We start from the raw sequence: 12,825 nt of genomic DNA, 5'->3' as shown, positions 1-12,825 counted from the left end.
CGGGCTCGCACGCGGCCAGAAGTCCCGGCAGCCGGAAGGAAGTCCGCCCCATGTCACAGACACCGTGGAACGCGAGGTTCGAGACGATCCTCCGGCAGGGCCTTCCGGGCCTCGGCCAGGGCAAGACGCCCGACCCCGACGCCCCGATGGAGAGCTACGGGCTCGACTCCATGGCCCTCATCACCCTGGTCGGCACCCTCGAATCGGCGTACGCGGTCAGCCTCGCCGGCCAGATCGTCGTGCCCGTGCACACCCTCACCGCGGGGCAGCTCTGGGGCATCGTCTCCGCCGCCCTCCAGCCCTCCTGGGACGCCGGCCTCCGCCCGTCACCGGACCTCTCCCCCCACGGCCACACCCCCTGGGCCGTCGCCTGACACGGCGCCCGGGCCTCCCGGCGACACCGCATCAGACGACGTCGAACTCGTTGCCCTCGGGGTCCAGCATGGCGGCGGCGTAGAACTCCATGTCCGGCTCGTCCCTGATGCGCGCGACCGTGGCACCGGCCTCGACCAGCCGGGCCACCGTGGCGTCCACCCGTTCCCTGCGGACGGCCACCGGAACGGCACGGCCGCCGCCGGCCTTGAGGTCGAAGTGCCACCGGTTCTTGCCGGACTTCGCCTCCGGAACCCGCTGGAACCACACCCGCGGCCCGTGCCCCGCGGGGTCGACGATCGACTCCGGGATGTCCCCCGCTCCGGGCGGCAGCTCGTCCGCCTGCACCCCCATGGCCTGCCAGTACGCCCGCCACGAGGCGTGGCCGTCCGGCGCGGGCTCGGGCACGTAGCCCAGGGCGGGGGCCCAGAAGGCCACCATCCGCTGCGGATCTGCGCAGTCGATCGTCAGTTGCACTTCCATCTCCATGCCCCGAGCCTCGCAGACGGGTCTGACAACGATCGGAAAGCGTCTTGACCTCAAGTCCGCTTGAGGTAAGAGGCTTGCGCCATGAACAACGAAGAAGCGCGGCGACAGCTGCAAAACCTGACCGACCGTGCCGAGATCACCGATCTGCTGGACCGCTACCTCCGCTCGCTGGACCACGGCGTCTTCGACGAGGAGTGGGCGCGCAGGTTCCACGCCGAGGACGTCACCGCGGAGATGCCCATCGGGACCGTTCGCGGCCGGGAGGCCGTGCTGCACCGCATACGGCAGGGCATGGCGCTGTTCGACCGGACGGTGCACATGGGCACGAACACCGTCATCGAGATCGACGGCGACCGGGCCACCGCCAGGGGCGCCCAGCTGAGCACCCATGTCCTCGCGGACGGTTCGGAGGACCTGTTCGTCTCCGCGGGGCACACGGACACCGCGCTGGTGCGGACCCCCGACGGCTGGCGGATCTCCGCCTCCGCGCTCCGGGTGGTGTGGACGCGGGGAACCCCGCCCCGCCTGCCGCAGGACTTCGCCCTGGCCGCCGCCGGCTGAGGGGCGGCCCCGAGGACGGCCCAGGGGGGTGGACGTACGGGACGCCTCCGGGGTGTGGCGGGGGTCACCGGAACCCCCCGGGCCGTCCGGAGAGGTAGGGGGTGTGAGATGTGATGATCAGGAAGATCGGGAGCATATGCGCGCGCGCATCAGAGCCGGTGACCGCGACGCGTTCGCCGAGCTCTACGAGGAGTACGCACGGCCGGTCTACAACCACGCCTACCGGCTGACGGGCGATTGGTCGACGGCCGAGGAGACCATGTCCGAGACCTTCCTGGCCGCCTGGCGCACCCGGCACACGGTGGAACCGGAGGGTGAGTCGCTGTTGCCGTGGCTGCTCGGGATCGCCACGAACAAGGCGCGCAACGCGAACCGGGGCAACGGACGCCGGCTGGCCTTCCTGGCCCGCCGGCCGGCTCCGGAACCGGTCGCCGACATCGCGGACGCCACCGCCGGGCATGTGGACGACACCCGGCGGCTCGCCGCCGTCCGGCAGGCGCTGGGCGGCCTGCGCCGCCAGGACCGCGAGGTGCTGGCCCTCTGCGTCTGGTCCGGGCTCGACTACGGCGAGGCCGCCGAGGCGCTGGACATCCCGGTGGGGACCGTGCGATCCCGCCTCTCCCGGGCCCGCGCCCGGCTGCGGCGGCTCACCGACGAGCGGCTCGACACCGCACCGGACGGGCCCGTACGCACCGCCCGCACCGCGCGCCGCGCGGAATCCGTCCGCTCCGGCAGGGAACCCCGGCCCGGCCGCGGAGAGGTAGGAGGCAGGGCCGCGTTCGTGGCCCTGCCCATCCAGGAGGAAGCCCGATGAACGACCGCATCCGCGGCCCCAAGCGGGCCGAACGCGAGGAACTGGCCCGGCTGCTGCCGGCCCCGGCCGAACGGGACCTGCCTCCGGGCCGCCATCTCCACCACAAGGACACACTGATGCGTCTGATCGACCAGGACGGCGTGCGCGCCACCACCCGCCCCCGGCCCCGCCTGCTGCGTCCGGCCATCCTGCTGCCCGCCGCCGGGCTCGCCCTGGGCGGGGTGCTGCTCACCACGCTCGCGGTGACCGGCCGGGACCACGCCCCCGCACCGGCCGTCGCCCCCACCGCTTCCGGAGCCACCGCCCATCGGGGCGCGGCGGTACTGCTGGACCGGATCGCCGCGGTCGCCTCGAAGTCCGGCGACCGCAAGGTCGGCGACGACCAGTTCGTGTACGTCAGAACCTTGCAGACCGAGAACGAGGGCACGTTCGGCGGCCCGGTGAAGCTGACCGAGCCCCGTGAGCGCGAGGTCTGGATCACCCAGGAGTCCGGACCGGTGGTGGACGAGGGGCTGATCCACCAGAACGGCTCGTACGGTCCGATCACGGTCGGCGTTCCGGACGGCGAGGAGCCGGTCGGTTACCCGGCGGGCCTCAACCGGCCGACGTACACCTGGCTGGCGTCGCTGCCGGCCGACCCCGACGCCCTGGGCCGGCGGCTCGCCGCCGAGATCACCGCGGACCAGGACGCGCGCGACACCCCGCCCGAGGACCGCGACCCGGACCAGGACCTCTTCGACACCATCGGCGAGCTGCTGCGGGAGACGCTGATGCCGCCGAGGACCGCGGCCGCCCTCTACAAGGTGGCGGCCGGCATCCCCGGGGTGAGCGTGGACACCGACGCAGTGGACGCGGCCGGCCGGCACGGCATCGGGGTGGCGCGCGACAACACCCGCGCCGGCTGGCGCACCGCCTGGATCTTCGACGCGAAGACGCTGGAGTACCTGGGCGAGCGAAGCTATCTGATCCGGGACACCTCGCTGGGCAGGAAGGGCACCGTGACCAACCGGTCGGCGGTCATGGAACGCGCGGTGGTCGGCGCCCTCCGCGAGAAGCCGTCCACGAAGGCCTGAACCGGTACGCCGCCGGGCCGACGGGCCCGGGGCGTGTTCCGGAAGCGGCGCCGTCCGCCCGGCCATGGGGGCGACGGCCTTGTCCACGGAGGTCGCGAACAGGGCGAAGGACGCCCGGGTGAGGGTGCGCAGCGGCTGCGGAAGGTGGTCGGGCAGGCCGGTGGCCACGACGCCGGGGTTGTATCCGATGGTGCGGACGCGGGTGCCGGGGTGCTCGTACGGGAGTCAGCGGCCGGTGAGGAGGCCGTCCACCAGGGCCTGGAGGCCGGCCCGGTAGGTGTCCTCGGCGGTCAGCGGGGCCCAGCGGTCCGCGAGCCGTGCCAGCCGGGGCAGTTCGCCGGGGTCGAGGGCGCCGAAGACCTGCTCGCGGTAGGTCGCGCGCTCGCTGTCCGCGCGCCGCCGGGCGGCCGTCGCCCGGACCACGATCTCCCCGGCGGTGTAGTACCAGATCGCCCGGTAGCCGTGCACCGCCCCGTCCGGCGGGAGACCGCACTCGACCAGGCCGTCGACGATCTGCTCGACGAACCACAGCGCGCTCGTGGCCAGCAGGTCGTCGGCGGTCAGCACCTCCACGATCCAGGGACAGCCGGCGAGTGCCTCGTGGATGGCGGTGGCGGCGACGACGACCCGCTCCCGGGGCCGCGCGGGCATCTCCGGCCGGCGCAGCGTCCGTGCGGCGTAGTCGTCCAGCAGCAGGACGAGCAGTTCCTCCTTGTCCCGGACGTGGTGGTAGATCGCCATCGGCGTACTGCCGACCTCCGTGGCCAGCCGGCGCATCGTCAGCCGGCCGACGCCTCCCTCGTCCACGATCCGGCGGGCCGTCGCGACGATCTCCTCGCGGGAGATCCGGGGAGGCCGACCCCTGGTCTTGCGCGGTGCGGACGGTTGCGGCATGCCGCCCATCATCCCCCAGCGGTCGACAACGGCGAACCTCGGCGCTATTTTTCTTACATGTATAGAAACTCGCGCGGGCGGCCCGGCGTGGTGCTGGCGGCGGCCGCCGTCGCCCAGTTCGTCGTCGCCCTGGACATGTCCGTGGTCAACGTCGCCTTACCCTCGATCCGTTCGTCGCTGGGGTTCGCGCCGCTCGACCTGTCGTGGGTCGTGCATGTGTACGCGCTCACCTTCGGCGGGTTCCTGCTGCTGGGCGGGCGCGCGTGCGATCTGTACGGCAGGCGGCGGATGTTCGCGCTGGGGCTGATCCTCTTCGGGCTGTGCTCGCTGGCGGGCGGGCTCGCCCAGGAACCGTGGCAGCTGATCGCCGCCCGCGCCGGTCAGGGCCTCGGCGCCGCCGCGGCCGCGCCCGCCGCGCTGGCGATGCTCACCGTCACCTTCGTCGAAGGACCCCGGCGCGTCCGGGCCCTGGGGGTGTGGAGCGCGGTGAACGCCGCGGGCGGCGCGCTGGGCGTACTGGCCGGCGGGCTGCTCACCGAGCACGCCGGCTGGCGCTGGGTGATGTGGGTCAACCTGCCCGTCGTCGCGGTGGCCCTCGCGCTCGTCCCCGCCGGAGTGCCCGCCGAAACGTCACCCGCCCGGCGCGAACGGCTGGACGCGCTGGGCGCCGTCCTGGTGACGGGCGGGATCGGCCTCCTGGTGCTCGGCGTCGTACGCACCGAGACCCTGGGCTGGACCGCGCCGACGACCTGGTCGACGCTCGCCGCCGCAGCGGTGCTGCTGGCCGTGTTCGCGTACGTGGAGACGAGGGTCGCCGCGCCCCTGCTGCGCCTCGGCCTGCTGCGCAGCCGCTGGGTCACCGGCGCGAACGTGCTGGTGTTCCTGGCCGCCGCCGGGCAGTTCACGGCGTTCTACTTCGTGTCCCTGTACATGCAGCAGGTCCTCGGCATGGGGGCGGCGGCGACCGGGATCGCGTTCCTGCCGTTCTCGCTGGGCCTGGTCGCGGGGACGGTCGTCGCCACCCGCCTGACCGCCCGCCGTACGCCCCGCGCGTCCCTGGTGCCCGGGGCCCTGCTCGCCGCCGGGGGCCTGGCGTGGTTCGCCCTGATCAGCCCGGACGGCGGCTTCCTCACCGATGTGCTCGGACCGTCCCTGGTCACCAGCGTCGGCGCCGGGCTGGTGCTGGCCCCGGTCGCCGCCGCCGCGACCACCGGCGTCGCCCCGCACGAGGCCGGTACGGCCGGTGGCCTCATGAACAGCTCGCGCCAGCTCGGCGGCTGTGTCGGGCTGGCCGCCCTGGCGACCGTCGCCGCCCACCGCACCGGCACGGCCACCGGCCCCGCCGCGCTCAACGACGGCTACGCCCTGGGCCTGGCCCTCGCCGCCGGCGTCTTCGTCCTCGCGGCGGCCGTCGCCGTCGCCGTACTCCCCCGCACCCGCACCACCACCCCCGCCCCGCGCCTGACCGCCCCCGCGGACAACCGACTGGAAGGAACCCCCTCATGACGGCCACCACCCTCGACCTGTTCGCCTCGGCCCTGCGCTTCCACCCCGACGGCGGTGTCCGGGCCGCCGAACGGCAGATGACGGACAGCCACGCCGGCGTCTGGCAGATCGCCGCCTTCCGCGTGGAGACCGACGCGGACGTGCACGCCGACCACTGGGAGATGCACCCGGAAGCCGACGAAGCGGTGTGCTGCCTGTCCGGCGGCATCCGCCTCCACCTCCGTCCCGACGCACCCGGCGGAGCGGAGGAAAGGGTGCGCCTGTCGGCGGGCAGCGCCGTGATCGTGCCCCGCGGCCGCTGGCACCGGCTGGAACTGGACGGCCCCAGCGACCTGATGTCGATCACCCTCCGCCGGGGCACCCGGCTGGAGAAGCGCGCGGACACCCGCTGAACCCGCCGCACGAGAAGCAACCGGGGGGCGCTCGACGAGGGCTGGAGAGAGGAGGGTCGAGCGCCCCCGGGAGAGAGGGGCGGGTGCTTGGATGGCGGGGTCCGAGCGGTAGCCGACCCGGGGAGTGGGACGCCGTCATGCGGAAGTCGTACTACGCAGCGCACGTCTACATGATCGTCGGAGTGGTCTCCGGTCTCTTCTACCGGGAGTTCACGAAGCACGAGGACTTTCACGGCGACACGCAGCTGGCGCTCATGCACACGCACCTGCTGGCCCTGGGCATGCTCGTCTTCCTGATCGTGCTCGCCCTGGACAAGGTCTTCGGGCTCTCCGGCTCGAAGCTGTTCACCGCGTTCTTCTGGTTCTACAACCTCGGTCTCGCCCTCTCGACGGCCATGATGGGCGTTCACGGCATCCTGACCGTGCTCGGCCGCGGCGAGGACGAGATCGCCGATGTGGTGCCCCTGACCGCCGGGCTCGGACACATCCTGCTGACGGTCGGGCTGATCCTGCTCTTCGTCCTGCTCGGCAAGCGGGTCGACGCACACGTCCGGCCGGCGGCCGCACCGGGCGAACCGGCCGCGGAGACCGCCACCGCCGCTACGGCTGGAACGTGACCTCCGGGTTGCCGGCGGTCGGGCCGTCGAGCAGCCGCTGCGGTACGCCCTTGAGGTGGAGGTCGAAGAAAGCGCCGGCGTAGTCGCGGGTGATGTCGCCGGACCGGTCGGCGGGCAGCGGGGCCGAGGGGTCGGCGATGCCCAGCTGGGCGGCGAGCAGCGGCAGGTCGGTGAAGGTGAAGTGGCCCGCGCCGGCGACGGTCAGCCACCGCTTCCAGCCGTCGAGGCGCTTCCAGTCCCGGTCCCACGTGGGGTCGAAGGTCCCGCCGGACGCGTGGTCGGCCTCGGTGCCGAGCATCAGGAACGGGCGGCCGCGCAGCCCGGCGGCGGGGACCGGGTCGAAGAAGGTGCCGTCCATGTTCACCCCCGCGCGCACGCGCCGGTCGGCGGCCATCGTGGACGCGGCGGAGTCGCCGCCGATGGAGTGCCCGGCCATGCCGACGCGCCGCCCGTCGATCATCGAGGCGTACCGCCAGGCGGGGTGAGGGCCGGTCAGCCGGTCCAGCAGGAACGACACGTCCGCCGCCCGCCCCCGTGCGACCTCCGCCAGGCCCGCCTCCCCGGTCCGCTCCACGTAGTCGCAGGCGGCACAGGGCAGGACGCGTCCGCCGGGGAAGACGGTGGCGGTGGACTCGTGGGCGTGGTCCACGGCCGCGACGACGTACCCCCGGGCGGCCAGGTCGGTGGCGAGGGCGGTCAGCGTGAAGCGGCTCTGCCCGAAGCCGGGCGACAGGACGACGAGCGGGTACCGCCCGCGTGCGGGGGCCGCCCCGGTACGGGCGTACGTCTCGGTCGCCCCGACCGCCTCCGGCGCGACGAGCCCGCCGAGCCCCCGCGATTCCAGGAGGAGTTGCGCCTCCCGGGTGCTCATGTACGGGGCGGGCACCCCGCTTCCGGCGCGCGCCGGGTAGAACACGGACACCAGCAGCTCCCGCGCGCCGGCCTCCGGCGCGTACGGGTCGGCCCGGCCGGTGTCCCGCAGGTGCAGGGTGCTCCGGCCGACCGCGTACGGCCCGCGCGGCGCGGGCAGCCGCAGCTGCGGCGCGGTGACGGAGGCGGCGGACGCGGACGCGGACCGGTCCGCTGGAGCGGAGGGCGGCGCGGCGACGGCGGGCGTGACGGCGGTGGCCCCGAGGGCCAGGACGAGGAGTGACGCGGCGATGCCGCGCTGACGGGTTCTCATGATCCCGCACGCTATGACCGCCCCCACCTCCCCGACGTCCGCCCCGGGTACGCCTTCCGGTACCTCCGGGGTCGCACGGGCGGAGGGCGGGTCGTACCAGGGGCCTACCGCGCTCCGGCGTACGCCAAGTCGGCGCCGGTCGCGCCCGGTTCGGTCGTGCCCCGGCGCCACTCCCGTCGTTAGCACGGCAACGGGGAGGGCGCGGACAGCTCCAGGCCGTCAGCAGGGCGCCCCCTGCCACCGCTCGTCACCGACGTTCGAAAGGGAGCACTGCTGATGAAACGATTCACCTCCTCTCCTCACCGGCCCCGGGCGGCGCGCGGACCGGGCCGCGCCTGGGCCCTGTTCGTGGCGACCCTGCTCGCCGTGGCGGGCACGCAGTTCACGCTCGCGCCGGCGTACGCGGTCTCCCACATCAGCGTCTCGTCCACCACGGTGGCCGCCGGGGAGACCCTGACCATCGACTTCAACGGCACCGCGGACACCCCCAGGACCGGTGCCGGTGAGAACTTCTACGCCGGTTCCACGAACCTCGGCTCCCTCGACGCGTTCACGACCATCGAGTCGTGCAGCGGGAACACCGCGCCCTGCGCCGAGGTGCGGGGGCTCGGTCCGCGGGTGCCGCTCGGTGATCTGGCCGGCGGGGAGGCGTTCAGCGGCTCGATCACGCTGCGCATCGCCCCGGAGACCCCTGCCGGAACGTTTGTCCTGCGCTACCAGCTCTACGCCGACGGCGGCGAGGCCACCGCGAACGGACCCACCATCACGATCACCAACCCGCCCACCGAGGCGGACCTGAGCATCGGCCTGAACGCCCAGCCGCGCGTCGGCATCCTGGCGCCCTACCTCTCGTACACCCTCCGCACCCACAACAACGGCCCCGACGCGGCCACCTCGGCGACGGTGACCGCGACGCTCCCGGCGGGGAGGACGGCCACGAACCTCTCCCCCGGCTGCACCGCCGCGCCGGGCACGGTCACGTGCGTCTACGCGGACCTGGCCGACAGCAGCGACGCGGTCTCGACGTTCCGCATTCCGATCGGCGTCCTGGACATCGGCCCCGTCCACGTCACCGCCGTCCGCACGTCGTCGTCGCCGAGCGACCCGAACGCGGCCGACGACCAGGACAGCGCCACGTGCACGACCCTCTCCATCGCCCTGGCCGGCTGCGCCTGACGCGACCCCGCGACGGCGTACGGCCCCCCGGGGCCGTACGCCTCAGATCCGGGAGTTGCGCAGCGACTGCCACGCCGCGCCCGCCAGGGCACGGGTCGCCCTCGGCACCGACAGGTGCTCGTGCTCGCGGTAGAGGGACCAGTTGTACTTGACCAGGGACATCTTGTTCGAGGACAGCGAGGTCGCCTGGCCGGCCCGGTACACGGCGAGCGGTTCGGCCAGGCCGCGGGCGTCCGCGCCGTCGCGCATGATCGACAGCCACAGCGCGTAGTCCTGGCGCTTGCGCATCTCCGGCATCAGCCGGGTGCCCAGGACGTTGCGGTCGTACATGGCGGTGAGCGCGCCGATGTAGTCGCGGCGCAGCATCGCGCGGTAGTCGACGTGGGCGCGGGCGCGGATCACCCGCCCGTTGGGCACCCAGTCGACGCTCTCGCCCGCGTGGTCGGCGTCCATCTTGTAGTAGCTGGTGAACGTCAGCGGGGCGGTGCCCTCGGCGGCGAAGGCGAGCTGCTTCTCCGTCTTCTCCGGCAGCCACATGTCGTCGGAGTCGAGGAACGCGACGTAGTCGCCGCGGGCCCGCTCCATCGCGAGGTTGCGGGCCCGGCCCGCGCCGCCTCGCTCGGGCGCAGTCTGCGGCAGTACGCGTTCGTCCTGCGCGGCGAACTCGCGCAGCAGCTCCATCGACTCGTCGGAGGACTGGTCGTCGGTCATCAGCAGCTCCACGTCGGTGTGCGTCTGGGTGAGCACCGACCGGACGGCCGCGCCGAGGGTGGCCGCCGAGTTGTAGACGGGCATCACGACAGACACCAGGGGCACAGCGCTTCTCCTTGCGTGATCAGGGACAACGGTTCATTCAAGCATCACGCCGGCGGGCGCCGTCGCCTAGCCTGCTCGGCATGGGCGAAGCCACCGCGCGGCCGGGCCGCGACGACAGTCCCGAGGAGTCCCGGCGGGAGCGGCTGCGCCGCACGTTCGACGAGGACGCGGAGTTGTACGACCGGGCCCGGCCCGGCTATCCGGAGGTGCTGTACGACGATCTCGCGGCGTTCGCCGGGGTCCGTCCCGGCGCCCGGGTGCTGGAGATCGGGTGCGGGACCGGGCAGGCCACGGTGCCGCTGGCCGGGCGGGGGTGCCGGGTGACGGCCGTCGAGGCGGGGCCGGCCATGGCCGCGGTCGCCCGGCGCAGGCTGGCCGGCGCGCCGGACGCGGAGGTGGTGACGGCGGCGTTCGAGGAGTGGCCGCTGCCGGCGGAACCGTTCGACGCGGTGCTCGCGGCCACCTCGTTCCACTGGGTCGATCCGGTGGTACGCGTGCCGAAGGCCGCCGACGCCCTGCGGCCGGGCGGGGCGCTCGCCGTGGTGCGCACGCAGCACGTGGCGGGCGGCACGGAGGGGTTCTTCGTGGAGGTCCAGCGCTGCTACGAGCGGTTCGACCCGCGGACCCGTCCCGGTACGCGGCCGCCCGCCGCCGCCGACGTCGGCAACGCCGACCACGCGGAGGAGGTGGCCCGCAGCGGGCGCTTCGGCCCCACCGTCTTCCGCCGTCACGAGCGGGACCTGACGTACTCCACGGCGGAGTACCTGGACGTGCTCCGCACGTACTCGGGCCACCGGGCGCTCCCGGAGGCCGCCCGGCGCGGTCTGCTGGCGGCCGTCGGGGAGCTGATCGACGGGCGGTACGAGGGCCGGGTGACCAAGCGGTACCTGATCGAGCTGGGGATCTCGCGCAGGCGGTGACCGGCTACTCGCTCACCCCGACGATCCCCCAGCCCCGCCGGGCCGCCTCCGCCAGGACGCGGCCCCAGCCGGTGAGGAGGCGTACGAAGGAGTCGAAGTCGGGTATCCAGCCCTGCGGCCGGGCGGCGTACCGGTCGAAGGGGGCGCGCAGCGCGTCGAGCCGGGGGCGCAGGCGCTCCCAGATGGCGAGCAGTTCCCGTACACGCTGCGGGGCGCACACCACGAGGAGGCCGTAGGAAACCTCGGGGTCGTGGGTGAAGAACGCGCGGTCCTCGTTCTCCTTCTCGTCCTCGAAGCCGGGTCCGGGCCAGGTCAGCCCGCCCAGCAGGGCGTCCAGTTCCGCGCGCAGGGCCGGGTCGGCGTGGTCGCGTACCTTCTCCCACGCCTCCCCCGCCCAGAAGTGCGGCCCGAACGAGCCGAGGGTGCCGGGGAATTCGTAGACGCCGAAGTACGCGCCGTGCGGCCCGCGCGGCCACTCCCAGCCGCCGTCGGCCGCCGGGGCGTCCCGGTCCCAGAGCCCCGTCTCGTCGTCGTACCAGGCGTCCCGCAGCCGGGGCAGCCGCTCCCGCGCGGGCAGCTCGCCCAGCCACGACCAGTCGGCGATCAGCGTGGTGAGGTCGAGGCCCATGGCGCGAGCCTATCGGCCGGGTCCGGCGCGTCGGGCGCCGTCCGGCGAGGTCAGGCGGGCGAGGACCACGCCGCCGGCGATCACGGCGAGCGCGGCCACCCTGCCGCTCTGCGGGTGACCGCCGGGTGGCGTCAACCCGGACCGCCGGCAACTGCGCGATAGATCTGACGATTTACCCCGATCGGGGACGATCGGCCCGATTCACCGCTCCGGCGGCCTTGCCGGATGGATGATCACTGGCGAGGTATCCCGCCCCGGAGGAGCCGACCGGCGCCGGGGCGCCCTTCCCCCACCCTGGAGCAAACATGCGACACCGTGTGTCACGCCTGCGCACGCGCGCCCTGGCCGTCGGGCTCGCCCTGGCGGCGTCCGCGCTGCTGCCCTCCGGTTCCGCCGGTGCGGCCGACTCGTACGAGTGGGCCGCGCTGGGTGACTCGTACACCGCCGGCGTCTTCGTCGGAGCCCCGCAGCCGCCGCTCGGCGACGCCTCGCGGGACGGCTGCGACCGCACCGAGAACGCCTATCCGGACGTCGTGGAACGCGAGTTGGCCGAGTTCCCGCCGGGCAAGCCCGTCAACCTGACGAATGTGAGCTGCGGCGGCGCCGTGATCTCCGACATCGCCACGACCCGGCAGGTCCCGATCAGCCCGGTGCGGCCGCCCGAGGGCGGCTGGCCGGCGGTGGACACCCAGATCCAGCGGGCCGGCCTCGGCGAGGGGACGGACGTCGTCACCATCGGCGTCGGCGGCAACAGCCTGCCGTTCGCCGGCATCCTGACCACCTGCCTGGAGAAGGGCACGGTCGGGCAGTCCTGCCGCGACTACTTCACCGACCCGCCCGAGGGCGAGGAGAGCATCGCGGACAAGCTCGCCCGGGTCCGGGACGAGTACATCGAGATGCTCGCCCGGGTGCACCAGGCCGCGCCCAACGCCCGGGTCCTCACGGTCGGCTATCCGGCCGTCCTGCCCGAGGACAGCGGCGACTGCAACCGGCTGTCCTTCACCGAGCTGAGCCTGATCACCCACGCCGACGTCGACTGGCTCCGCGACGACGTCCTCAAGCCGTTGAACAGGACGATCCAGCAGGTGAGCGACTTCTTCGGCGACCGTTACGTGGACGTCTACTCCTCCAGCGAGGGGCATGACGTCTGCCAGCCGGCGGACACGAAGTGGGTCGAGGGCATCTGCGGCGACGCTGCGGACTTCTGGCCGGCGAAGGTCCCCGGCGTCCCGCTGAACTGCGGTCTCATCGACAAGAAGCTCACCCTGGTCCACCCCAACGCCGAGGGCCACGCCAACACGGCGGCCCACGTCGAGCGGGCCATCCGCATCGCCCTCCTCGAACGCTGATCGGTTCGCGGCCGGCGTTCGAGGAGGGGCGGCGC

General features: G+C 73.7%; 15 protein-coding genes. 10 read left to right on the top strand and 5 right to left on the bottom strand.

Going from position 1 to position 12,825, the window contains the following annotated elements; all coding sequences use genetic code 11:
- Positions 1–50: 50 nt before the first annotated feature.
- Positions 51–374 (top strand): acyl carrier protein, encoded by a 324-nt coding sequence (locus tag MHW47_RS02945; RefSeq protein WP_239221001.1) that lies wholly within the window; start codon positions 51–53, stop codon positions 372–374.
- A gap of 31 nt (positions 375–405) precedes the next feature.
- Here the strand turns inward: MHW47_RS02945 and MHW47_RS02940 are convergent, their stop codons facing one another.
- Positions 406–861, bottom strand: a complete 456-nt coding sequence (locus MHW47_RS02940) for a VOC family protein (RefSeq protein WP_239221000.1) — start codon at positions 859–861, stop codon at positions 406–408.
- A gap of 81 nt (positions 862–942) precedes the next feature.
- Between MHW47_RS02940 and MHW47_RS02935 the strand changes: the two genes are divergently transcribed.
- From MHW47_RS02935 to MHW47_RS02925, 3 genes are all read left to right on the top strand, one after another.
- Positions 943–1,422 carry a nuclear transport factor 2 family protein gene (locus MHW47_RS02935; RefSeq protein WP_239220999.1) on the top strand — a complete coding sequence of 160 codons (480 nt, stop codon included), beginning with the start codon at positions 943–945 and terminating at the stop codon, positions 1,420–1,422.
- 136 nt (positions 1,423–1,558) lie between these two features.
- Entirely contained in the window at positions 1,559–2,236 is a 678-nt protein-coding gene (locus MHW47_RS02930; RefSeq protein ID WP_239220998.1) for an RNA polymerase sigma factor, read from the top strand.
- Positions 2,233–3,309, top strand: a complete 1,077-nt coding sequence (locus MHW47_RS02925) for a CU044_5270 family protein (protein ID WP_239220997.1) — start codon at positions 2,233–2,235, stop codon at positions 3,307–3,309. The genes MHW47_RS02930 and MHW47_RS02925 overlap by 4 nt, the downstream gene beginning before the upstream one ends.
- A 225-nt stretch (positions 3,310–3,534) precedes the next feature.
- On the opposite strand, the gene MHW47_RS02920 is transcribed toward MHW47_RS02925, so the two are convergent.
- On the bottom strand, positions 3,535–4,203 hold the full coding sequence (locus tag MHW47_RS02920; RefSeq protein WP_239220996.1) for a TetR/AcrR family transcriptional regulator: 669 nt from the start codon (positions 4,201–4,203) through the stop codon (positions 3,535–3,537).
- Between the two features lie 57 nt (positions 4,204–4,260).
- On the opposite strand from MHW47_RS02920, the gene MHW47_RS02915 reads away from it, so the two are divergent.
- The 3 genes from MHW47_RS02915 to MHW47_RS02905 all read left to right on the top strand — a co-directional run bounded on the left by MHW47_RS02915 (position 4,261) and on the right by MHW47_RS02905 (position 6,718).
- Positions 4,261–5,709 carry an MFS transporter gene (locus MHW47_RS02915; protein WP_239220995.1) on the top strand — a complete coding sequence of 483 codons (1,449 nt, stop codon included), beginning with the start codon at positions 4,261–4,263 and terminating at the stop codon, positions 5,707–5,709.
- A complete protein-coding gene (locus MHW47_RS02910) occupies positions 5,706–6,101 on the top strand; it encodes a cupin domain-containing protein (RefSeq protein ID WP_239220994.1) in 396 nt (131 codons plus the stop codon). Before MHW47_RS02915 ends, MHW47_RS02910 begins: the two co-directional genes overlap by 4 nt.
- A gap of 137 nt (positions 6,102–6,238) precedes the next feature.
- Positions 6,239–6,718, top strand: coding sequence for a DUF2871 domain-containing protein (locus MHW47_RS02905; protein WP_239220993.1), 480 nt, complete (start codon positions 6,239–6,241; stop codon positions 6,716–6,718).
- On the opposite strand, the gene MHW47_RS02900 is transcribed toward MHW47_RS02905, so the two are convergent.
- On the bottom strand, positions 6,702–7,901 hold the full coding sequence (locus MHW47_RS02900; protein ID WP_239220992.1) for an alpha/beta hydrolase: 1,200 nt from the start codon (positions 7,899–7,901) through the stop codon (positions 6,702–6,704). The two genes, MHW47_RS02905 and MHW47_RS02900, sit on opposite strands and share 17 nt — an antisense overlap.
- A gap of 276 nt (positions 7,902–8,177) precedes the next feature.
- Here MHW47_RS02900 and MHW47_RS02895 point away from each other — a divergent pair, with 276 nt between their 5' ends.
- Positions 8,178–9,077, top strand: a complete 900-nt coding sequence (locus MHW47_RS02895; RefSeq protein WP_239220991.1) for a hypothetical protein — start codon at positions 8,178–8,180, stop codon at positions 9,075–9,077.
- A 42-nt stretch (positions 9,078–9,119) separates the two neighbouring features.
- On the opposite strand, the gene MHW47_RS02890 is transcribed toward MHW47_RS02895, so the two are convergent.
- Positions 9,120–9,893 carry a glycosyltransferase family 2 protein gene (locus tag MHW47_RS02890; protein WP_239220990.1) on the bottom strand — a complete coding sequence of 258 codons (774 nt, stop codon included), beginning with the start codon at positions 9,891–9,893 and terminating at the stop codon, positions 9,120–9,122.
- A gap of 80 nt (positions 9,894–9,973) precedes the next feature.
- On the opposite strand from MHW47_RS02890, the gene MHW47_RS02885 reads away from it, so the two are divergent.
- On the top strand, positions 9,974–10,813 hold the full coding sequence (locus tag MHW47_RS02885) for a class I SAM-dependent methyltransferase (RefSeq protein ID WP_239220989.1): 840 nt from the start codon (positions 9,974–9,976) through the stop codon (positions 10,811–10,813).
- Positions 10,814–10,817: 4 nt separating this feature from the next.
- Here the strand turns inward: MHW47_RS02885 and MHW47_RS02880 are convergent, their stop codons facing one another.
- A complete protein-coding gene (locus MHW47_RS02880; RefSeq protein WP_239220988.1) occupies positions 10,818–11,441 on the bottom strand; it encodes a hypothetical protein in 624 nt (207 codons plus the stop codon).
- A gap of 305 nt (positions 11,442–11,746) precedes the next feature.
- Between MHW47_RS02880 and MHW47_RS02875 the strand changes: the two genes are divergently transcribed.
- Positions 11,747–12,790 (top strand): SGNH/GDSL hydrolase family protein, encoded by a 1,044-nt coding sequence (locus tag MHW47_RS02875; RefSeq protein ID WP_239220987.1) that lies wholly within the window; start codon positions 11,747–11,749, stop codon positions 12,788–12,790.
- Positions 12,791–12,825: the final 35 nt, after the last annotated feature.

Origin of the sequence: Streptomyces sp. OfavH-34-F, assembly GCF_022347745.1 — a bacterium.
In the GTDB taxonomy this organism is placed as follows: domain Bacteria; phylum Actinomycetota; class Actinomycetes; order Streptomycetales; family Streptomycetaceae; genus Streptomyces.
This window is presented reverse-complemented; position numbering and strand designations above follow the sequence as displayed.